Origin of the sequence: Portibacter marinus, assembly GCF_021533195.1 — a bacterium.
GTDB classification, from domain to species: Bacteria; Bacteroidota; Bacteroidia; order Chitinophagales; family Saprospiraceae; genus Portibacter; species Portibacter marinus.
On sequence record NZ_JAJNKB010000007.1, the window covers coordinates 1 to 25,595 of the forward strand.

6 protein-coding genes are annotated in these 25,595 nt (G+C 41.6%); 4 read left to right on the forward strand and 2 right to left on the reverse strand.

The features are described from left to right. The first annotated feature begins 54 nt into the window (after nt 1-54). The 3 genes from L2567_RS15205 to L2567_RS15215 are packed head-to-tail and all read left to right on the forward strand — an operon-like array spanning nt 55 to nt 21,656. Nucleotides 55-18,888, forward strand: coding sequence for an HYR-like domain-containing protein (locus tag L2567_RS15205; protein ID WP_235298837.1), 18,834 nt, complete (start codon nt 55-57; stop codon nt 18,886-18,888). Then, a complete protein-coding gene (locus tag L2567_RS15210; RefSeq protein ID WP_235298657.1) occupies nt 18,889-20,382 on the forward strand; it encodes a sulfatase in 1,494 nt (497 codons plus the stop codon). Between the two features lie 56 nt (nt 20,383-20,438). Beyond that, nucleotides 20,439-21,656: a DUF763 domain-containing protein gene (locus L2567_RS15215; protein ID WP_235298658.1), complete on the forward strand. Its 1,218-nt coding sequence runs from the start codon at nt 20,439-20,441 to the stop codon at nt 21,654-21,656. 89 nt (nt 21,657-21,745) lie between these two features. On the opposite strand, the gene L2567_RS15220 is transcribed toward L2567_RS15215, so the two are convergent. Together L2567_RS15220 and L2567_RS15225 are read right to left on the reverse strand one after the other, a co-directional pair. Next, a complete protein-coding gene (locus tag L2567_RS15220) occupies nt 21,746-23,176 on the reverse strand; it encodes a DASH family cryptochrome (protein ID WP_235298659.1) in 1,431 nt (476 codons plus the stop codon). Beyond that, nucleotides 23,173-24,681, reverse strand: coding sequence for a cryptochrome/deoxyribodipyrimidine photo-lyase family protein (locus L2567_RS15225; RefSeq protein ID WP_235298660.1), 1,509 nt, complete (start codon nt 24,679-24,681; stop codon nt 23,173-23,175). The genes L2567_RS15220 and L2567_RS15225 overlap by 4 nt, the downstream gene beginning before the upstream one ends. A gap of 72 nt (nt 24,682-24,753) precedes the next feature. On the opposite strand from L2567_RS15225, the gene L2567_RS15230 reads away from it, so the two are divergent. Next, nucleotides 24,754-25,548: a class I SAM-dependent methyltransferase gene (locus L2567_RS15230; RefSeq protein ID WP_235298661.1), complete on the forward strand. Its 795-nt coding sequence runs from the start codon at nt 24,754-24,756 to the stop codon at nt 25,546-25,548. Nucleotides 25,549-25,595 lie beyond the last annotated feature (47 nt).

The following is a 25,595-nucleotide window of genomic DNA, read 5'->3' on the forward strand; positions in this document are numbered from 1 at the left end:
ACCTTGAGTGGGGCGACGATTCCAGACTTATGTGGCGGAACAGCGACGGTGACCATGACCGTTCAGGATACTTGTGAGACGATTGATGTTTCGGCGACCTTTACGGTTCAGCCTCCAGATCCATTGACGGCAACCCCTGCGGCTAATGTGACCTTCGATGCATGTGATGATACACAGAGTTTGGAGGATGCTTTCCAGGCCTTCTTAGATGACTTTAGTTTTGGCGGCGGATGTGCCCCGGATTCGACCTTGAGTGGGGCGACGATTCCAGACTTATGTGGCGGAACAGCGACGGTGACCATGACCGTTCAGGATACTTGTGAGACGATTGATGTTTCGGCGACCTTTACGGTTCAGCCTCCAGATCCATTGACTCTTCAACCTCCAACTGACCTTATCATCGATGCGTGTGACTATGAAGGAATAAACATTAACGCAGCTCAAAATAACATCGATAGAGCATTAATGGATTGGATCAATGATAATGAAGACAATCTCAATATACAAGGAGGTTGTAATGCATCTTTTACATCAAATTATAATGGCGAAACAATTGAGTTTTGTCCGGGAGGAAGTATAGAAGTTACATGGACAATTATACATATATGTGATACTTTGGTGGTAAGTGCCACTTTCGAGGTAGTACCTACAATCCCAACAACCACTAACCAGCCAACAAACCTAACAATTGAAGCTTGTGATTTTAGCTTACAATCAGAAATCGATACAATATTTAATAGATGGCTTCGTGATCTAACTGAAAATAGCATTTCTGGAGGAGGCTGTAATGCAGTAGTTAATGATAATTTCGATGGAAACATACCAGAAATCTGTGATGGTGGACAAGTAATCATCGAATATACCGTTTCTGATCTGTGTGATACCATTCCATTACAAGCAACATTTACGTTAAATCCACCAACAGATATCACTTTAACAGATCCTATGGATCTGATACTAGATGCCTGCACGATTACAGATCAAACAGATCTAGAAAATCAATTTAATAATTGGTACAATGACATCGTAAATGGATTTGACCAAACGCAAGGTTGTAATGTCACTTTCACAGATGATTATGATGGAACACTTCCTGAATTATGTATGGACAATGATTTGACGATCAACTTTACTGTGGAAGACTTGTGTGATACCATTACCTTTGATGCGGTGTTCTCAATAACTGCCCCGGCAGACTTGACCTTCACACAACCAACGGATCTAATAGTAGACGCATGTACTGTGACAGACCAAGCTGATCTGGAAAATCAATTCAATACCTGGTATGATGATATTACAGCGAGCTTTAATCAAACGCAAGGTTGTAATGTCACTTTCACAGATGATTATGATGGAACACTACCTGAAATATGTATGGACAGTGATCTGACGATCAATTTCACTGTGGAAGACTTGTGTGATACCATTACCTTTGATGCGGTGTTCTCAATAACTGCCCCGGCAGACTTGACCTTCACACAACCAACAGATCTAATCTTAGATGCTTGTACTCTGACAGGCCAAGCTGATCTGGAAAATCAATTCAATACCTGGTATGATGATATCACAGCGAGCTTTAATCAGACGCAAGGTTGTAATGTCATTTTTACAGATGATTTTGATGGCACACTTCCTGAACTCTGTATGGATAGTGATTTGACGATCAATTTCGCTGCGGAAGACTTGTGTGACACCATAACTTTTGATGCGGTGTTCTCGATCACCACTCCAGCAGACATTACCTTTAATGAGCCACAAGATCTTACAATTGATGCTTGTGATTTTTCAGATTCTGATCTCACTATTGCACAAAGTAATATCGATCAGCAGTTATCAGATTGGATTGCTAATAATGAATCCAATTTTAACATAGGTAACGATTGTAATGCAATCCTCTCTTCAGATTATATTGGAGAAACAATAGACTTCTGTTCCGGAGGTTCTATTGAGATTTTTTGGACAATAACAGACCTTTGTGATACCATTTTGGTGAACGCAACCTTTGAGGTGCTGCCAATAGAAACTGTCAGTGCTCAACAACCAACCAACCTTACTGTTGATGCTTGCAGCCTAAGTGAACAAGCAGAGTTAGATGCAATTTTTAATCAATGGTTGATAGATAATGTAAATGAACTAAATGTTCAAGGTGGGTGCAACACTCAAATTGACAATAATTTTGATGGTACCATACCTCAATTATGTGATGGGGGGTCAGTTTCTATTGAATACTATATTCAGGACTTTTGCTCCTCAGACACCTTCAATACCACATTTACAATCAATTCTCCAATCCCATTTTCATATGTTATACCAGATGATTTAACGATAAGATCCTGCGATTACGCTAGTCAAGAGGATATAGATAATGAATTTTCGATTTGGTTTGCTAACCTGGAAAATGAAATTAATATTGAAGAGGGCTGCAACCCACAATCGACTAATGACTTTGATGGAACAATCTCAACATTCTGTATAGGAGGTGAGCTAATCATTAATTATCAAATAACGGACCTTTGTGATACCGTTGATTTCTCTATTTCGTTCACAGTAGAACCAAGTGGAAGTCTAATACCACCTGTACCTACGGATACTGTTGTCCAATGTTATAATGACATCATCCTTCCATCACCTCCACAAATCCTGGATGATTGTGGAAATGAAATTGTTCCTTCAGGACCGATAGAATCAGACGTGCCTGAGTGTTCAGGTGAAATCACTTATACGTGGACTTATCTGGATTGTCAAGGAAATGAGGTTTATTATATTCATACTGTAACCTTGGACGACACCACACCGCCAACGGCTTCAAACCTTCCTGATGTTACGGTTGCGTGTGAAGACGGACTACCTGCTCCGGATACGACATTGATCACAGATGCGCAAGATAATTGCGGTATAGCTTCGATTAGAAGAGTGGCAGAATTTGAATCTGGAGATCTTTGTGATTCGACGGTTCTGAGGGTTTACGAAATCACCGATTTCTGTGGAAACTTTATTCAGGTTACTCAGAATTTTATGATAACTCCGCCTGACCAGCCTGAATTTGATCAACCCATTGATATAACCATTACTTGCGAAGAAGCGGTAAATTTAACGGCATCTAATCTTTCATTTAGCAATAACGCTCAAAGCAGTAATTGTTTAATACAGGGACAAGTATTAGGGGTTATCACCGGTACTATCTCAGAGTGTGGTGACACATTGACCCAGACCTGGACCTTTACTGATCCTTGTGGAAGGATGATTGAAACCAGTCAATTAATAGTAGTCGAACCTGCTGATAATCCTGCGTTTACTGATCTGCCAGCCGATATTACCTTGTCATGTGAAGAGGCTTATGATTACACAGCAAGCACATTGGATTACACCAATAGCGCATCAAGTATTTGCCTTATTGAAGGTACCGTTTTCCCTATATTTATCAATGATTTCGACGAATGTGGCGGAAGTTTAGAAGTTATCTGGGAAGCGCCTCTGCCTTGCGGAGACACATTGAGACATACCCAGACTGTAACTGTAGATTCTATGCCTCTACCATTTTTCGTTGATCCCCCTCAAAGCGAAAGTGTTTCATGTGGTTCATTCAATCCGGGAGACATACCAGATGTGATGGTTTCAAATGGGCTCACTGGAAATTGTAGTATCTTGGACGTTGCAGATAAGTCCCAGAGTGGTAGTTCCAACGCATGTGGAGGTTTAATTGTCAGAACATGGACTTATATCGATGTCTGCGGAAGGATGATTTCATACAATCAGACGATCCAGGTAGATGGTTCAACTCCTCCCACTTTTATCAATACACCATCTGATACCATTATTACTTGTGCGGAAGCAGAAGCTTTCGATGTCATAGATCTTCAATATACAAATAATGAAAAGGGAGATTGCGAAATAAGTGGAACCGTAAGCCCTACTATTAAATCTAATTATGATGAATGTGGAGGAACCATTGAGGCTAATTGGACTTACACAGATAGTTGTGGTAATCCAATAACTTTTGATCAAACCATTACAGTTTTACCTGCGCCGATTCCTGACTTTATAGATGCTCCTAATGATCTTTCTATTACCTGTAATGAAGCTCAATCTTTCACACCTACTGATTTACAATACTCTAATGGAGAATCTGGAGTATGTGAAATCTCAGGAACAGTAAGTGGCACATTAAATGGAAGTCTGGAAACTTGCGGAGATATTGCAACTATCGTCTGGACATTAAATACAGCTTGTGGCGACACAAGTATTATGATTAACGTCGAAGTAATTGACGATGAGGATCCGATATTAGAAATTCCACCAGCTGATACAACAGTTCAATGTTTCGGTGATGTTCCGGCAATGATTAGTCTTTCATGGTCGGATAACTGTGATGGTTCTGGTGTGGTAAATGGAACTGAAACAGAAACCACTGATATTTGTGGCGGTTCGATCATTAGAAAGTGGAAATACGTTGATATTTGTGGAAACGCCGATTCAGTAATGCAGGTTATCACAATCAATGATACTGAACAACCTATAGTTGCTGGTATTCCTGACATAACAGTGTCTTGTGATGATGGTGTTCCACTTCCTGATTCATCTCAAATTATTGCCAGTGACAATTGTGGAATCGCAGATATTAATTTCATTTCAGAAACCATCAATGGTGACGTCTGTAATCAAACAATCCAGCATGTTTATGAAGTCATTGATGCTTGTGGAAATACTGTTCAGATAACGCAGAATATTATAATTCTTCCTCCAGAACCACCTACTTTTGAAGATCCAGAGGATTTAATCATCACATGTGCCGAAGCTGAAGCCTTTACCGAGAGCAACCTTTCGTACAGCAATAATGGATCGAATACAGAATGCTTAATTAGTGGTGAAGTATTGGGCACTTTAATCAAATCTTTCGATGAATGTGGAGGTACCATCACACAAAATTGGACTTATACAGATGATTGCGGCAGAACGATTGATACTTTCCAGACTATTACGGTTATTTCCGCTACCACGCCAGATTTTATAGACATACCTTCTGATCTGACACTTACTTGTGAGGAGGCTGATATTTTTGTTTCTGAGGATTTAGCCTTCTCTAACAACGAAACGGGTACATGTGAGATTTCTGGTTTGATTTCACCAGTGATAGATAGAGACTATACCGTTTGTGGTGGTGAAATTACCGTCACCTGGAATGCCAGTGTGAGCTGTGATACTATAATTACCGCCATACAAAGAATCACTGTAGACTCTTTACCTTTACCTGCATTTACAGATGCGCCTGAGGACATAACAATTTCATGTGAAGACTTTGATTCTAATAATATCCCTGATCTCAGCGTTACCAATGGCTTGACAGGAGTTTGCGCTATTAACGAAACAGTAGTGGGTATTCAAACGGGTGATCTTGATGTTTGTGGAGGTTCAATTCAAAGAACCTGGACCTACACAGATCCATGTGGCAGGACAATTGATCATACACAGGAAATCAGCATTGAACCAGCGGATCCACCAGTATTATTAGAGATGCCGGAAGACATGACCATTACTTGTTTTGAGGCGGTCTTATTTTTCCCGTCTAGTATAGATTATTCTAACAATTCTGCGGGTACTTGTCTGATAGAGGGGTCCATTGATCCGCTGGTCAACTTTAATTACGATGAGTGTGGAGGTATCATTACCATTACGTGGAGCAGAACTGATTCCTGTAATTTTGATCTGACATATACGCAGAACATAGAAGTTACACCGGCTCCATATCCGACATTTAGCGATGTCCCTGAAGATATTACCTTAACTTGTGCAGAAGCTGCAAGTTATTCACCAGGCCAGATTACATACTCTAATGGATTCAATGGGACTTGCGGAATTTCAGGACTGCTAGACCCAGTGATTAGCAATCCTGTTTCAGACTGTGGAGATAATTCAATCATTACCTGGACCTATGATGATCCATGTGGTAACGATACCACCTTTATGATCCAGGTTACAGTTGACGATGATGAACCACCGGTTATTGACCAGGCCCCTGAAGATATTACCGTCGTTTGCATTGATGATGTACCTGAAATGATTAGTTTGTCATGGACAGACAATTGCGATACCGGTGGAATGGAAACAGGATTTGATACAGAAATAGTGGATGTATGCGGTGGTCAGGTCATTAGAAAATGGATTGCAACTGATTTCTGTGGAAATCAGGATTCTGTAATTCAGATTATCACTGTAAATGATGATGTACCTCCAACTGTAGATCCAATACCTGACACTACGATTGATTGTGATATGGGCATTCCACAACCAGATTCGACTATTGTATCTGCTTCTGACAACTGTGGAGAGGTTTACGTGAGTTTCGTATCTGAAAGTATTCAAGGAGATATTTGTAGCAGAATCATTGAACACGTCTATGAAGTCACAGATATTTGTGGTAATGCAGAACTGGTCAGCCATATTATTTTCGTTTCTCCTCCTGATCAACCTGAGTTTGAAATTCCTCAAAATATCACCATATCATGTGAAGAGGCAGATACGTTGACTCCGAGTTTCCTCTCTTATTCAAATGCGTCATCAGAGCCGGCATGTCTTATTGAAGGACAAGTGCCAGGCAACATAGAGGCTGCATGGGACATCTGTGGTGGGGCAATGGTACAGAGTTGGACTTTCACTGATCCTTGCGGAAATACGATTTCAGCCGAACAAATCATTACCGTAGAAAGAGCCAGCTCACCTGTATTTACTGATATTCCTGCAGATGTAACGCTATCTTGTGAGGATGCGGAATCATTTACAGCCATTGATTTGCAGTATACAAATGATGAAACGGGAACCTGTGAGATAGCAGGAGTAGTTACACCAGTCGTAGATAGAAATTATGATGCATGCGGTGGATCGATTGTAGTTACCTGGGAGCAGACAGTTGATTGTGATTACTCCATTATCGCTGTTCAAAATATTAGTGTAGATTCACTTCCACCGGCTTCGTTTGTAAATCCTCCTGACGATATTACGGTATCATGCGAAGAATTTGACATGACCATTCCTCAATTAAGTATTAGCAATGGACTTTTAGGATTGTGTGAAATAACTGATTTGGTAGATGGAATTGAAGTTGGTAACGAAAGTGCTTGTGGATCAACGGTTCTTAGAAGATGGTCTTATATAGATCTTTGTGGTAGGGAAATCAATCACGAACAAGAAATTGTTATCACTCCTGCCTCGATTCCGACCATAGTGGATGCTCCGGAAAACATTACAATTTCTTGTATAGAGGCGGAATCATTTTCAGCATCTGCACTTCAATACAGTAACAATGAAGCTGGATTTTGCTTGATTGATGGTCAGCTAGAACCCACCATAACGCGAGACCTTGATGTCTGTGGAGGTACAATAGAAGTGCTTTGGACAGATACGGATTCTTGCGGTCAGCCATTAACTTATATGCAACTTATCGAGGTTTTACCAGCAGCTTCACCAGAGTTTATTGATCTGCCACAAGACACAATGATCACCTGCCAACAAATTAGCAGCTATGAACCACCAACATTAGTATATACCAACAATTCTACTGGCAGTTGCGAAATAAGTGGTACCGTAGAACCAACCATAAATGGCTCACTTGCCACATGTGGAGATGAAGCGATCATCACCTGGACTTATGAATATGAATGTGGTGAAGATCTTTCATATGAGATTACAGTAACTGTCATTGACGAAGAAAATCCAGTGTTGACACCGGCTCCTAACGATACTATAATTGCTTGTATCGAAGAACTTCCAGATCCTTCAACGGTGAGCTGGACGGATAATTGTGACATGATGGGAATAGCGGATTTAACAGTAATTGACAATACAGATCAGTGCGGAGGTGAAATCATCCGAATCTGGTCATACACGGACGCCTGTGGCAATGCAGATTCAGTTGCTCAAGTCATTATTATTATTGATGATATTAGCCCTGTTTTCGAAGAAGGTCCTCTCGATTTAACGGTGTCATGTGCAGAGGATATTCCACTACCTGTCAATGTCAATGTTGAGGATAATTGTCTTGGAATACAGTCTATCACGCCTAGAGACAGTACCGACAGCGCAACTTGCCCTGAAATCATTACCAGAATTTGGGAATTTGAAGATGATTGTGGTAATCAAGCAAGAATAATACAATTGATCACCGTGCTGGACACCACACCTCCTATAATCGAACCTGCACCTGCTGATCTTACAGTTAGTTGTTATGCTGAATTACCTGATGAAGTTCTTTTAGGATGGACTGACAATTGTTCAGCTGGAGGTTTAATTTCTCCAGAACAAAGAACCAATTTCTCAGTGTGCCCTGAAATCATTACCAGAACATGGACGGTGATGGACGAATGTGGGAACCCTGCAACAGTGGAGCAGGTGATCACTATAGAAGATACCATTCCACCAGTTATTTTAGATCCTCCAGCCGACTTAACCATAGCGTGTATTGAGGATCTAGACCCTGCAGCAGTATTGGACTGGACGGATAATTGCGATGGACCTAATACGGTCACTGCAGTAGAATCTGGTTCGCTCATTACTTGTAACGACCAACTTACCAGAACATGGCTTGTTGAAGACCTTTGTGGTAACACTACCGAGGCAACCCAGGTCATTACGCTGCAAAATACGGTAAGACCTATTTTAACTTGCCCTATGAATTTAGTGCTTGAGTGTGGTGATCCTAATAATGATAATCTGATCCAGGACTGGCTGGCGAGTGTTACTGCTACAGATTTCTGCGGGACTCAGTTAGACGTTGTTTTTGAATTGGGTCCAATTTCTGAAGGTTGCGGAGAAACCTATTCCAGACCAGTAACATTTATGGTCGAAGATGACTGTGGATTGATGGGGACATGCACTGCTTCGATTTTCGTTCAGGACAATACACCACCGGATATCACCATAGATGCCAGTGATGTTACTGTGGAGTGTGATGGTAATGGGAATATCACAGATTTAAACAACTGGTTGGACGCCAACGGTGGAGCTGATGCTTCTGAAGCCTGTGGAAATGTAACCTGGACCCATAATTTCAACGGCTCTCTGGATGAATGTGAGGAAAGTGTACTCGTTGTTTTCACAGTAACTGACGAATGTGGTTTAACCAATACCACTTCTGCTATATTCACCATTGAAGACACAGAGGCTCCCCTTATTACGTCTGATGCTACGAATCTCGAAGTGACTTGTGACGGAAGTGGGAATTTAGACGATTTTAATAATTGGTTAGCAAATAATGGATTGGCTGTAGCCAATGATATTTGTAGTGAAAACTTAACCTGGTCCAATAACTTTGTAGATCTGACCAACAATTGTGATGAACCTAACCTAATAACCTTCTACGTAGAAGATGAATGTGGAAATATTGATTCCACCCAAGGAAGTTTCATTGTAGTTGATATGGATGGCCCTATTTTCACAACTGAAGCTCAGGACATCACGGTGGATTGCGATGGCGCTGGAAACTTGGTTGACCTTCAAAACTGGTTAGATAGTCATGGTGGGGCAGTGGCAACTGATGATTGTAATACATTTACCTGGAACGATCTAGATGCCGTTTTAACTGGTGATTGTGAGCAGAGCGTTACTGTTGATTTCATTGTCACTGATGCCTGTGGTTCCAGTAATACCACCACTGCAACATTTACTGTTGTGGACACTGAAGATCCGAGAGTTACTACTCCGGCAATGGATGAAACCGTGGAATGTAATCCTGCTACCAATGAACAAGCACTTCAAGACTGGCTAGATAGTCACGGAGGGGCTGTGGTGGACGACAATTGTTCAGACGTTAATTGGTCCAATGACTTCTTTGACGTTATCGATGAATGTTCTGAATCTTTTGAAGTGACATTTACAGCTGAAGATGCATGTGGTTTAACAGTAAGCACCACCGCTACATTTACGATTACCGATGTCACAAGACCAGAAATCACACAAAGTGCGATGGACACAACCATTATCTGTAGCGATGATAATAATACCATATATCAGGATTGGTTGAATAGCAATGCATTTGCAGATGCAACCGATATATGTAGTGATGTCACCTGGAGCAACAATGCACCTGGACTTTCGGGAGACTGTGCAGAAACGATCAATGTCATATTTACCGTCACTGATCTATGTGGAAATTTCTCTACTACTCAAGCCAACTTTAGAATTATAGATGATCAAGATCCAATGCTTAGTGTCCCATCAGACCTCACTGTAGATTGTAATGCTATTCCTGCAGAAGACCCTGGAGCAGCCTCCGCCAGCGACAATTGTGGCGTTCCAATAGTTGAGTATCTGGGACAAAGTTCAACTCCTCAGAATATGTGTCCATATATCTTAACGAGAACATGGAGAGCTACTGATGATTGCGGCAACATAATCACCAGAAGTCAAAGAATTACAGTGGTAGATGATGAAGAACCGACCCTTATGGTTCCCGCAAATATCACGGTAGATTGTGATAATATACCGCCAGCTGATTCGGGGGCAGCTAGTGGTTCTGACAATTGTAGTATGGTTACTATTTCTTATTTAGGTCAATCTTCTAATGGAGCTGGACCATGCGGATATCAAATTATTCGAACCTGGTCTGCAAGGGATGTTTGTGGTAACAACACCACCGAAGAACAAATCATCACTGTATTACCCGCACCTGGACCGGACTTTGTGAATCCTCCGGCAGATGCAAGCTATACGTGTAATGATCTGCCTCCGCTGATGAATTTAGAAGTGAGTAATGGATTGACGGGTAATTGTAGGATATCTGGAACTGCGACTGGTATAGAATTAATCGATGAAGCATGTAATGGCACCATCCAGAGGGTATGGACTTATACAGATGCTTGTGGTGTCACCATTAGTTTCACTCAAAACATAAGTATACCTAATAGATTGGTTTCCTGCAACGACGATGACCCTTGTACCATTAATGACATGCAGGAAGAAGATTGCTTTGGTAATATTTGTATTCCTTGTTCAGGTACTCCTGAAATAACTGATCCTCCAGTATCAACAAACAGTCCTACCATTTGTGTAGGTGAACGTGCGATTCTTACCGCTGGCAATTGCGATGGACAACTAGAATGGTATAATGACGCGCTCGGAAATAACCTGGTACATACGGGCAATAATTTTACAACTCCTGTATTAAATAGCTCCAGAACATTCTATGTGGCTTGTAACGACAATGGTTGTTTATCGAGTTTAGTTGCAGTTAATGTCAATGTTGAACCACTACCTCAACCCGACATTACTGGTCCGACTGAATTGTGTCAGGGCGATAATATATCAATCGGTCTGGATCAATTCTACAGCGATATGGATTGGAGCACCGGCGGAAGCGGGCAGTTCATCTCAGTAACAACAGCAGGCACCTATTTTGCAACCGTTACCGACAACAATGGTTGTACTGCAATAGCGTCACATACGGTTACAGTTAATCCAAATCCGGACATTAGGATTGGAGGTGTTTTAACTTTCTGTCCTCTTGGGTCTACCAATATCTCGGCTCCTAGTGGATTTACTTCCTACGTTTGGAATACTGGGGAAACGACCAGAATTATTACAGTGAATACTGCAGGTACTTATTCAGTCACTGTAACGGACGCCAATGGATGTCAGGGGTCCTCATCTGCACCGGTAATAGAAGATGCGGATCTGGACGTAAGTATTCTAGGTGAGGAAGAAGTGTGTGACGGTGAAAGGGTAACGCTTAGTGTTCCGGGAACTTACACTTCCATATTATGGTCGACAAATGCAACGACCAATGATATCAACGTGCCAGCAGGAACTTATTCTGTCACTGTAACCAATGATGGCTGTACAGGTACAGATCAAATTACAGTAGATCAATTACCAGATGTCAGCGTAAATATCATAGGTGATAACCTGGTTTGTCCTGGAGAAACAACAGTAATCATGACCTCTACTAGCGGATATGCTACTTATGCCTGGTCAAATGGACAAGGCAATCAAAGTACAGAAGTCGGCGCAGGAACATATACAGTTACTGTGACAGATGCCAATGGATGTTCAGCAACAGATAATTTTGTAATTAACGAAAGGACACCGCCTAATGTAAATATCAATGGAAACGATATTTGTCCTGGTGAATCAACCACTTTAATTGCAACCTCTAATAACAATTGGACCTATGCATGGTCAAATGGTGCGTCCAGTAGTAATTCGACCACTATATCTTCTGCAGGAGAGTATTCCGTAACGGTTACTGATGCCAATGGTTGCACTGACGTTGCCAGTATTACAGTAAGATTGAATCCTGTTCCTGAACCACGAATTCTCGGTGCAAGACCATTGTGTCCCGGAGCTTCTACGATTTTAAATGGTGAAAATTGGAGTTCGTATCTTTGGTCTAATGGTGTTACTTCCCAATTCAATACCGTCAGTACACCGGGAACTTACAGTCTTACTGTAACAAATGCTCAAGGATGTGAAGGCGTGACGAGTGTGGAGGTGCTTGCTAAATCCGGGTTGAATCCTGTTTTAAATGCTCAGGATTTCTGTGAAGGTGAAACATCTACCATTTCTACTACACTAGTATATGATAATTATGAGTGGCAGGATGGCAGCACCAATCCTACCTTTATTGCCAGTAATTCTGGCACTTATAGCGTGACCGTATCGAATGCAGATGGTTGTACAGGAACCGTATCTGTTAATGTAACAGAAAACCCGCTACCTAATGTAGACATTTCTGGTCCTTCTACCGTTTGTGAGAATTCATCATATACATTGATAGCCACGCCTGGATTCAACACTTACATCTGGTCTAACGGTGCTAATTCCCAGGTATTGAATCTTAATAGCCCGGGAACATTTGGCGTTACTGTGACGGATGAAAACGGCTGTACGGATACTGAATCGTTTACAGTAGATGTAGAGGATGTATTCACAGTAATCTTAGATGTAGAAGATATTTGTGAAGGTGAATCAACTACTTTGAACGCTGGCGTTTTTGACAGTTACTCATGGAGTACTGGAGAATCAACACAGAGCATTGAGGTGACAGAAGCTGGTATTTATTCAGTTACTGTGGCTGATGAGATGGGATGTGTGGGCATAGGCAGCGGTGAAGTAGACTTCTACCCAGAAGTAGATCCGGATATTACAGGTCCTGGTACAATTTGCGATGGCACACAAGGAATCCTTGAAGTGGGTGTATATGATGAATATTTATGGTCGGATGGCTCTACTCAAGCCACACTGTCTGTCAGTTCAGCAGGCACCTATTCTGTCACTGTTACAGACTTCACAGGTTGTACAGGTGAAGATATATTTACACTCAACGTGGTCAATCCTCCTACGCCTATCATCAGAGGTATTGAGTTTTGTGAAGGCAACTCTACTACGTTGAGCCTAGCCGGATCATATGCTAATGTTTCCTGGTCTACAGGCGAAATAGGCCCCACTACTCAGATATCAAATGCGGGCACTTACGCCGTCACAGTGACAGACATCAATGGATGTACAGGTACAGATGAGATCACCATTACAACAAAACCTGTTCCTTCGCCAATTATTTTGGGTCCAGAAGCCATTTGTAATGGTAGTAATGCCAGTTTAAGCCTGACAGAGGTCTATGACGCATATAATTGGTCTAATGGAAGCAGCGCTGCATCCATTAATATTAATATGGCCGGCACTTATGCTGTAACGGTCACTTTAAATGGATGTCAGGCTTCAACAGATATCATCATTGATCAAGCACCTGGACTTGATATAGACATAGCAGGAAGTGACTTCTGCCCGGGTGAATCCTCCGTACTAGAAGCGACACCAGGATTTAATGACTATTTGTGGTCTAATGGACAAATGACACAAACCATCACTGTATCACAAGCAGGAACCTATGCTGTGACTGTTTCTGATCTATCTGGATGTTCCGGTACCGTGACCATTGAAATTGACAATTTACCTGTTCCTGACCCACAAATTAGTGGAAATAGTACCTATTGTACAGGGTCCTTTACCACTTTAACAGCAAGCTCTGGATTTAATGCTTATGAATGGTCGACGGGTGAAATTGGACCTTCCATAGATGTATCTACAGTGGGTACTTATACTGTCACTGTGACCAATGCACAAGGTTGTGAAGGAATAGAAAGTATTACGATAACAGAAAGCACACCACCTTCGCCTGAAATTATTGGACTAGATTTCTGTGAGGGTACTGAAAGAGAATTAACACTTAATGGTACATATGCAATCGTGGAATGGTCCACTGGTGCGTCAACTTCAGCTATAACGATAGCTACATCAGGCACTTACTCAGTTACTGTAACAGACAATAATGGTTGTACAGGCACTTCCAGTAAGTTAATAAGTAGTTTCCCGAGCCCCGACTTCGACATCACAGGTTCAACTTCATTCTGTGTGGGCTCGGGCACTACTTTAAATGGACCGCCTGATATGTCGAGCTACATTTGGTCCAACGGTGAAAGTATTCGTTCGGTCTTTGTAACCAATCCAGGAACGTATAGCCTAACGGTTACAGATGCCAATGGTTGTACAGCAAGCAATGACGTTATAGTAACTCTGGAGCAATCGCTTATGCCAGTCATTATAGGTGATGATTTCTGTAGAGGGGATCAAACCACCCTAAGTGCCGGAGAAGGTTACGATTCATACTCATGGTCAACAGGTGAAACCACCTCAACCATTACTGTAGACCAACCGGGTACTTATACCGTCGAAGTGAGCCTGGATGACTGTACAGGAGTCGGTTCTAAGGAAGTAAACTATTTACCAGAACCACGACCTTTTATCAATGCGGATACGGAAGTGTGTGAGGGAAGTTCTGAAGGCTTGTTGGCACAAGGAGGTAATTTTGATTCTTACAAATGGAGTACCGGTGCTACCACACCGGGTATTTCTGTTACCCAGGCAGGTACTTATACAGTAACAGTTACCATGAATGGATGTGTAGCAACCACCAACCACACCATCACCATTGTGCCCATTACTGATCCTAACTTAAGAGCAGATGTGTTATGTGTGGACGAAAGTGCAAGAGTGTGGGTAAGCAACAATTTTGCGAAATATGAGTGGAGTACCGGAGAGAGCACTAAAGAAATAGAGGTAAGTGAAGCTGGAACCTATCTGGTGACGGTAACCGATGGAAGAGGTTGCGAGTCTGAAGGCAGTATTTTCGTGCCATCACTTAACAAGCCAAACTTCAATGTTTTTGGATCGGATGAATTCTGCGTGGGTTCTAGTACAACTTTGAGCGCCACTGGTAATTATCCATCTTATGAATGGAACACCGGGGCAGTAGGAGCTGTGCTGGTCGTAACTGAGCCTGGAGTATATACAGTGACCGCCACGGATGAAAATGGCTGTACATTGGCCAGAACGAGAGTTGTTACTGAGGATAATTCTCTTAGTCCAACACTATTGGGAGATAATTTCTGTTCAGGTGATGAAGGAACATTAACCCTTCAAAATCCTTATGACAGTTACAATTGGTCCACTGGAGAGACCACGTCTGAAATCAATATTACAGAACCGGGTACTTATTCGGTTACAGTGACAGATGAAGGGGGTTGTGTTGGAGAAGATTCAATAATCATAGACACCTTCCCAATGCCATTCGTAGAAATTACAGGTCTGTTGACATTCTGTGATGGAGTTCCAACAGAATTAAGTGTAGGCAATTTCCCTGAATATCAATGGAATACTGGAGCTACTACGCAGCGGATTACCGTAGACTCTGCGGGAGTTTACAGCATCACAGTTACTGATCAGAATGGATGTATGGCGGTTGATCAAGTCACTGTAACTGAAGAGCCGGAGTTGATGCCTCAGATTCTTGGAAATGATTTCTGTGAGGGCGAATCTTCTGAATTGTCGATCAATGAGAGTTTTGATTTTTATAATTGGTCTTCTGGCGAAACGACTTCTACGATTTCAGTAGATATGCCAGGTACATATTCAGTTACTGTTTCAAACGCATTGGGTTGTATCGGAATTGATTCGATCACCATTAACGAGATCATCATCGAACCATTTGAAATTTTGGGATCAGAATCCTATTGTATTGGATCGAGTACCGAATTGTCTATCGAAGACATTTATGCTTCGCAACTGTGGAGTACTGGAGAAACGACGACCACTATCACTGTGAACCAGCCTGGAACTTATTCGGTAACTGTAACGGATAATTTCGGTTGTATCGCAAGTGACGATATTGAAATTTCAGAGACCACTTCATTGAGTCCTGTTCTACAGGGTGAAGATTTTTGTGAAGGTGACGAAACCACTTTAAGTGTTCTGGGAACTTATGCAAGCTATCTTTGGTCTGACATGTCCACTGGTTCGACGCTTAATGTTTCAGAACCAGGTGTATACGCTGTAACTGTTACAGATGGAGCGGGCTGTTCAGGAGATACGTCCATTGTAATCGATGTCCTTCCATTACCTGAACCGAGTGTTGATGATCAATTCATTTGCCCTGGTGATTTTGTGAATGTTGCCACCAACCAACCATACGAGGCTTATTTATGGAGTACGGGGGCTACTACAGAAAACATTGACATTAATATAACAGGAACCTACTTTGTGACGGTTACTGATGCCAATGGTTGTACTGGTGTGACCAGTTTCGAAATAACACCTGAAATTGCTCCGGAAATCACCATCAGTGCCAAAGACTGTAGTCTGGATTTAGATACTTACTCTGTTGTATTTAGTACCGATGCCGATATCATCAATGTTAATAATGGATTAATGGTGGTAAACCAGGGTGGTGGGGTCTACATCATCAACGATATCGATACATCATTGAATGTATCACTAAGCTTAGCTTTTAGTGCCACAGGTTGTGACACCACCATCAATATATTGGCACCTAATTGTAAATGTGACATTACTCCGCCACCTGTTGCATCTGATGTCAGCTATTGTGTTGGTACGGCTGTTCCACCTCTTACTGCCACTGCTGAAGATGGTCTAACGATCAATTGGTATGGCAGCGAATTTGGAAATGATTTGTTACTTGAAAACAGCTCAGTATTTGATCCGGGTATGCAAGGCGTCTATTTTGTAGAGGCCTTTGACTCCATTCCTGATTGTGGTTCAGACCGAACTCGAGTGCAGATCACAGAGGTCGGAGGACCAGATGTCACTGCTGGACCAGATAAAGAATTGACCTGTATCGTATTAGAAGCCTTGCTGGAATCCTCCATCGGAGGTACTTTCGAAAGCATTACCTACGAATGGAGTAAAGATGGTGTGATTATTTCTAACGATGCAGAAACCATAGTGACTGAGCCAGGCACTTATGTCATTACAGCCATCAACGAAAACGGATGTTTAGACCAGGATTCATTGGTGGTGACATTGAATGATGACGCACCAATAGTAGCTATTTTAGCCAGACCTGATAATATCCTGGATTGTGTGATCGATGTGGTCAATTTGTTTTACGAATCTCAGGAACATGTTATGTATACCTGGATTGTAGATAGTACCGAAAATACAAATACCACAGTTCAGATTGATGAGTCAGGCTGGGTATTTCTACAAGCCATTGACACCATAACAGGATGTGAAGCCTCAATGTCTATCTTTATAGATGATAATGTGGAATACCCGATTATAAATATCGATGATCCGGCTGCTTTAGATTGTGATGTGGAGTCCGTTATTATTGATGCCACGGGTTCACAGACTTCTGGCCAGATCATTTATCAATGGTCTAACGATAATGGTCCAATAGATGATGCAAATGGCGTCATGCTTACGGTAACCCAACCAGGAACTTACTATTTGAAAGGCACCGACTTGAGCAATGGATGTGAAAACATCGACACTGTGGTTGTAGATGATTTAAGTGTATTCCCAATCGTGGATGCTGGACCGGAAATGATTCTTCCTTGTATCGAAGATGGAGTTTATCTGGATGCAACAGGTACTTCCGGGGAAGAATATGTTTTCAATTGGTACACTGTGTCAGGAAATATTGTCGGTGGCGAGGATACCAACGCTCCATTCGTAGACCAGCCAGGTTGGTACTATGCTGAATTGACCAATATGAACAATACGTGTTCTTCGATGGACTCGGTCTATGTCAGAGCACTGGATATGCCTTATCTGGCTGAAATCTCAAGCAATAGTGTGACCTGTTTCGGTGATACAGATGGCAGCATCGATGTTCAGACTACTTTTGGAGGTTTTGGACCATATGAATACGCACTTAGTGGCGTTGGTACCAATAATACTGGTCAATTCTTCGATCTGGCACCAGGCGACTATGAACTGACCATCATCGATGCCAACGGCTGTACTTATGACACTTTATTAGCAGTGGATCAACCTCGGGAGATTGAAGCTGAATTCGATCCTGGATATGCGCTGTATGAGTGTGGTGAGGGTATTCAGACCAATATCTTATTGAATTTTGACCCATCAAGGGTTGCAGACATTATTTGGAGTAATGAAGATGGAGTATCATGTACCAATTGTCTGGATCCATTTATTAACATTACAGAAGCTGAAACATTTGAAGTCACCATTGTAGATGTGGATGGTTGTTCAACCTCAGCATTTATTGGGGTTTCTGTCAGCAATCTTGCGACCATTTATGCACCGAATATCATTGCACCTAAATCTGGTGCGGAAGATAATGAAGTGTTCTTCCTTCAATCTAAAGAACCTGTTTTGGTGGAGACGCTGGAAATCTTTGATCGTTGGGGTAATAAAATGTTTGAAGATCATGACTTTATGACCAATGATAAGAACCACTCCTGGGATGGAAGACACAAAGATGAGTATGTCAGAGCCGGAGTATTTGTTTATTATTACAGATATATTAGTTGTACAGGCGTGCCGAAGCTGGAAAAGGGCGACGTCACGGTAATTTATTAAATGATGTCAAGAATTCCATTGCTGTTCTTCTGCTTGTGGGTTGTAGGTCAATGTTGCAGTTGTAGTCAGGTCGATCAGACTGAAATTAAGAAGAAGCGACCAAATATTTTATTCTTAAGTATTGATGATTTAAGACCCGATTTAGGGTGTTATGGCAAAGATTACATTCACTCTCCTCACATCGATCGACTGGCCGAAGAAAGTACCATTTTTACCAGACATTATGTTCAAGTGGCTACTTGTGGTGCCTCGCGTTATGCGATGTTGACCGGTATGCTTCCTGTTTCTCAAGATCATGTGAATAATCAGGCCATTGTGAAATACATCAGTAGTCAATCGGATTCTCTAAAAGGTCCGGAGTCCTTCATTCACCACTTGAAGGACAATGGTTATCATACAGTGGGCATTGGAAAAATTAGTCATTCAGCGGATGGTTATGTTTATGGGTACAGGGAACCTCAAAGCAATCAGAGAGAATTACCCCAGAGTTGGAGTGAATTAGAGTTCAATGCAGGTCAATGGGGAAATGGGTGGAATGCATTTTTTGCTTACGCCAATGGTGTGAGTAGGGAACCCATGGACAAACAGGTCAAACCTTATGAAAGTGCGCAGGTAGAGGATGACGGTTATCCTGATGGTTTGACCGCAGAGCTGGCAGTCTCCAAATTGAAGGAATTGGCTGATCGCGAGGATCCTTTCTTTCTGGGCGTGGGCTTCTTCAAGCCACACCTACCTTTCACAGCACCACAAAAATATTGGGACTTATATGACCGGGAAGAGATAGAACTGGCACCTTATGATAGTATTCCCGTAAATTCTGCGCCGTCAAGTTTGCAGAATATGGGTGAATTCAACGGCTATAAGAAGGGTGAAGAGAGAGCCAGTCTGGAAAAGAAATTAAGCGATGATTATGCTCAATTACTCAGGCATGGTTACTACGCAAGCATTAGTTATACAGACGCTCAGGTGGGAAAGGTACTGGATGCCCTGGATGAATTGGGATTAAGTGAAAATACCATCATTGTACTTTGGGGTGATCATGGCTATAATCTTGGTGACTACAGGGTTTGGGGGAAACATACCATGTTTGATAGATCATTGAACAGTGCTTTCATCATGAAAGTGCCAGGAATAAGCCAGGCCAGAACCACTGATAGAATTGTAAGTACGGTAGATCTTTACCCAACATTAATGGATCTTTGTGAGGTACCCATGCCTCATGATACAGATGGTAGAAGTTTTAAGAAGATCCTGGAAGGAGAAGAAAAGGACTGGAAGGATGTTTCTTATGGATACTGGAGGAATGGCATGACAGTGCGCAATGATAGATATAGATTGATGCGTTTCAACAGGGAAGATGGTCCGCAATTCGAATTGTATGATCACGAAACTGATCCATTGGAAACCATTAATGTTGCACAGCTGTATCCGGATAAAGTAGAAGAATTACAAGAGCTTCTAAACGCAGGGGATACGGGCTTGCATGACGAATGACAATGCTACAACTAATGACATGAATTTGTCGTTTTAGTTATACAAACTAATTCTACATGGGTAAAACCGGACATGCAGATCTTCCTCTCCATTATGGTCGCGTTCCTCAATGGCTGGCGGATCGGATGCAAGCACTTGGTGGTGCCATCACAGAGAGTATCTTAATAGAATATGGGAGGACAGAATTTTTAAAGAGAATCAGTGATCCTTTTTGGTTTCAATCTTTTGGTGCCGTATTGGGGATGGATTGGCACTCATCTGGGATAACTACGTCTGTGATGGGAGCATTAAAAAGGGCAGTCACGCCCAGGTCAAGGGAATGGGGACTATTCGTGTGTGGAGGAAGAGGAAGGCATTCCAGAAAAACACCTACGGAGTTATTAGCCGTGGGAGAGCGCACCGGACTTGATGGACAATTGTTGGGCCGTCACAGTCGATTAACGGCCAAGGTAGATAGTACGGCAGTTCAGGATGGATTCAATATTTACTTACATAATTTCATAGTGAGTGCGGATGGTGACTGGGCAGTCGTGCAACAAGGCATGAATGATGATAGCGGAATGGCCAGAAGATACCATTGGAACTCAATGGCATTGCAGTCTTTCATCAATGATCCACACGCTGAGGTGATGGGAGATCACCAGGGACTTATTCTGAACATGGTACACCACGATGCACAACCTACACAGACAGGTTTACTGGAAATAGCTGCAGAGCATCCGGAACGAATGATGAAAGAAATTCGTAAGGTATTACTCCCTATGCACCACGAAGTCAGAGCCAAAGATGTTAATCTTAAAAGATTAGGCGCAACCATTGCACTTGCCCATGAATCTGACATTAAAGATTTCGAATCATTGTTATTGACCAAAGGCCTGGGTCCCAGAACCCTACAATCCATGGTCTTGGTTAGTGAAGTGATTCATGGTACACCATCGAGATTTGAGGATCCAGCCAGATTTTCATTTGCTCACGAAGGGAAGGATGGACACCCCTTTCCAGTGCCACTTAAAGTGTATGATGAAACCATTGACTTTCTTAATAAAAGTGTGGATAAAGCCAAAATCGGATTGACGGATAAACAAAAAGCGTTTAAAAAATTGCACGCTATGTCGAAGGCACTGGAAGAAATCATCGTACCTGATCCCAGCAAATTTGAACAATGGATAGAAAAAGAAAGAAAAGAATCTCACTTGTATGGTGGGAGAACGGTTTTTGATGACAAAAAAATTCGCAAATCAAAAGACGATCCCAATCAGCTGGAGCTTTTTTAGTACAACCTCCTCTATATAAGATTAGTAGAAATGCTAAATGCCTTAAAAGATTATTTCGACGTTACAAAATCGGAGATTTAGGATTTTAGTTATTCTACCTTTTCTTTTCCTTCCCAGATTTTATTCACCGCTCTGGACCACTTCTTATAAATTTCTACTGGTTTTTGATAGTCTGCAATTCCATAATCTTTCAATTCCGCAGCACTGTATTTCCATGGTGCATGAAAAGTTGGGGCCGGTAGCACTGAAAGCTTGGGGTTCCACTTCAAAGTGTATTCACCATTTTTATCATATTTCATAGCTTGATGCACCGGATTAGTATACCAGATTTCCATAGCCTGCATGTTCCAGTTCATCCAATTCGAATACACATCGTAGTCAATTAGTCTATTTTCAAACCATGCAGCTCCCCATCTCCAATCCACCTTGTAATCTCTTGACAAAAAACTTGCGGCATTAACTCTACCGCGATTACTCATAAAACCAGTTTGATTTAACTCTTTCAAATGAGCATCCAGGAAAGGAATTCCAGTTTTACCCTCTTTCCACCTTTTAAATAGATCTTGGTCATTGTTCCACTCCACATCTCTTTTTTTAATGCCCCCATCATGAAACATAGCGTTGCCGTGGCGCCAGGCTGCGAAACAAAAGTAGTCCCTCCAAACCAATTCGAAGACCAGCCACCAGGTGGAAATATTCTTTTTAATCTGCGCTTCATATTCTTTTATTTTCCAATAAATGACGCGTGGAGAAATAGCACCTACTGCCAGAAAGGGAGAAAATTTTGAACTATAGTCTAATCCTAAAGATCGATTTCTGGTCCACTTATAAGTCGTTAAAAGTTCAGATTCAAAGGTGTAGTACTCGAGTCTTTCGAGAGCAGCTTGTTCACCGGCAGGATAAATCTCTTGGACTCCTTCCTTGATTTCCTCCTTTGTAAATCCTACTTCCATTGCATCAGGTAGATTGCCCCAGTCACCTGCTTGAATAAAATGGATATGATCTGGTCTGGAAAATATGGGTCTGGGTTCTGTGTATTTAGAGGTATTGATTCGAAATGTCTTAGAAGTCAAGGGAATGGTCTGTTTTTCGTACGGTATATCGTCAATATGATATAGTGTTCTTCCCCATATACGATGAAGCGGTATACGCCATTCATTAAGTGCCTCTTCCACTTGATTTTCTGCAATTATTTCCTCACTAGCCAATTCTTTCTGCACCAAAACCTGTTCAATTTCGAATTTTTCGACCAATTCAGAAATGATGATCTTTGGGTCACCTACTTTGATCATGCAGTTTCCACCGGAATCCATATAATTTTGTCTTAATATGCTAAGCGTTTGGGATAAATATCGAAAACGATGGATACCGATTTTCCTGAATCCCAGATTAAGAAAACGATATTCATTGGGATCAAATATATATAAGGGTAAAACCAAATTTTGCGGACCGGATGCTTGAACTAATGTCTCATTATCCAGCAATCGAAGATCATTTCTATGCCACAATAATGTTTTCATGGTTTATTACTTTTCCGTTTTCTTGATGGGCCTTTCCTGCTCCCATGTTTCTCATACACTTGCGCGGCCAATGCTTTGGTCTCTTTTTTTCCCTTAATAGTCCACAGCATAGATCGCATTTCCTTTGATTTTTCTGAATAATCTACAATAGGAGGTGTATAACCATCAAGAGGTTTATCCACATGCCCGATAATCTGCCTTGGAGTATATATTCGCAGTTCTGGCACGAACTGTTTTACAAAAAGGCATTCAGGGTCATGATCTTTAATCTGTTTAGTAGGGCTGTATATTCTAATAGTATTGATTCCGACAACACCAGCCTGCATTTGAAGTTGTGAAATATGAATGCCTGGCTCATAATCAGTGTACATTTTAGACATCACTGGATGGATAACTTTCCAATCCAAATGAAGCACATGGCAGGCGAAAGAAGTGATCATGGCTCTCATTCTAAAATTGACAAATCCTGTAGAAAGCAGACATCGGATACATGCGTCTACCATAGGATAGCCGGTAAAACCAGTGGTCCAAGCTTTGATGTGTGAAGGATTATTGCTGTATGCGACTTCTTCGTAGGCAGTGTTAAGGGCCTGGAATTCCATTTGTGGTTCTGTCTCCAACCTTTGGATAAAGTGATCTCTCCAGTGAAGTCGTGCCTGAAAAGCATTGAGAGATCTGATCCATAGTCCTCGGTCTGGAGGGTTTTGGCTTTGCAGGGCAAGTTTTTTTTCTAAATTTTTTTGATAAACATATCGACCGCTGATCGTTCCCCACGCCAGATGAACCGACAACCTGCTTCCAGCATCAAAGGCAGTTAAGGGGGAGCTGATGCCTCCACTATATGCAATCCCTCTTACTTCGTGAAAACTTTGTAATGTTTCATGTGCAGCACCTTCACTCACTGTTTGAAGATTTTTTGATACTTCATCAGGAGGTAAATATGATGGTTTAAATGTCATTTCATTTGACTTAAGGATGGTTGAGGTCTCTTTCGGTGATATGACCTTTTCGAGCATCTTATTAGAAGGACGAGGCAAAATTTCATTGGTGTAAAACTTCTTCCATAATCGTGCTCTCTTATTTCTATTATTAAGCCTTCTGAATACTCCTGTTTGAATTTCTTCTATCCACCCAATTTCATTTGCACTGCACCATTGACCTACTTCCAAATCCCTCTGATAAGTCCAGTCCACACCTATTTCTTCGTGACTGTATATGTTGTTAAAACTCCATTTTTTTTGTAACTCAGATAGTATTGCAATGACTGTACCCTCGGCATGATGTATGTATATATTCGAGATCAAAAATTGACGACGTAAGTCATTAAATGCATTTTGAATGGCAAAGTAATGGAAGGGTCCTATATCCTCCGCCTCATGAAAGGATGGCTCAATAATATAAAGAACAATCACTTCATCACATTCCTTTAAGCACCTTGATAGCGCTGGATTATCGAGTAATCTAAAATCTCTCTTCAACCAATAAACACCTCTTTTTTTAGCCATTAAAAATTCAAACTCAATAAATCACGCATAGTTCACATGAAAACCAATAACTTAACCTAAAATTGAATTGTTTTGGATCATATCCCTTTCTTTCTTCCCCCTCCTATAGGATATCGGAAAAATATCCCACTCTATTATCCTAAAACCGAAGCTGAAATAAAAGCCGATAGTTATGAGGTTTATAATCCCAATGTCATACGCAGTACCAGAAACTTCTATCATGAAAACTACGGCCAGAGAGTACTGGAAAAAGTTAGGCAGTACCAAACTTTCAAGCCAGACGAGGTGATCGTGGAATTGGGATGTGGTTCCGGATACCTGGTAGGAAATTTAGCTGCGGAATTTTCTGAGACTCACTTCCTGGGCTTTGACTACAGTTATCAAATGCTGAAGATGGCTGATCATGTTTTCAAAAATCCAAGTCAGGATGCAGTGGAACTTAAAGCATTTCAAAATGGCATGAGTGTCCTCCAATTAGCGACTAAGAATTTAAGCAATCTGACCTTCGCACTCAGTGATGCATGTGTAACGCCTCTACAAGATGAAAGCGTGGACTTTTGTTTTTCCTGTTTTTTATGGGATAGGGTAGGGCAACCCTCCAAATTGATCGCCGAAAAAATGAGAATTACGAAGCCCAAAGGCAGAATCATGATCATATCGCCCTTAAATTATTTGACTGCTAGGGGTTGGGAAAATTGGTACCCAGTCGAGAAAATTTGGTCATACTTTGAGAAGATCGGGTTGAATGTAGTAAAGAGGTCCAGCTTTAAACTCACTGAATTACTGGATATCCGCAGAAATAGGGTCGAATGGGAGATAGAATGTATGGTATTGCAAAAGGTTGACAATGCTCTTGACGATAAATAGTTTCAACTTCTAAACATAAGCAGAAAACAAGTATCTTTGTTAACTAC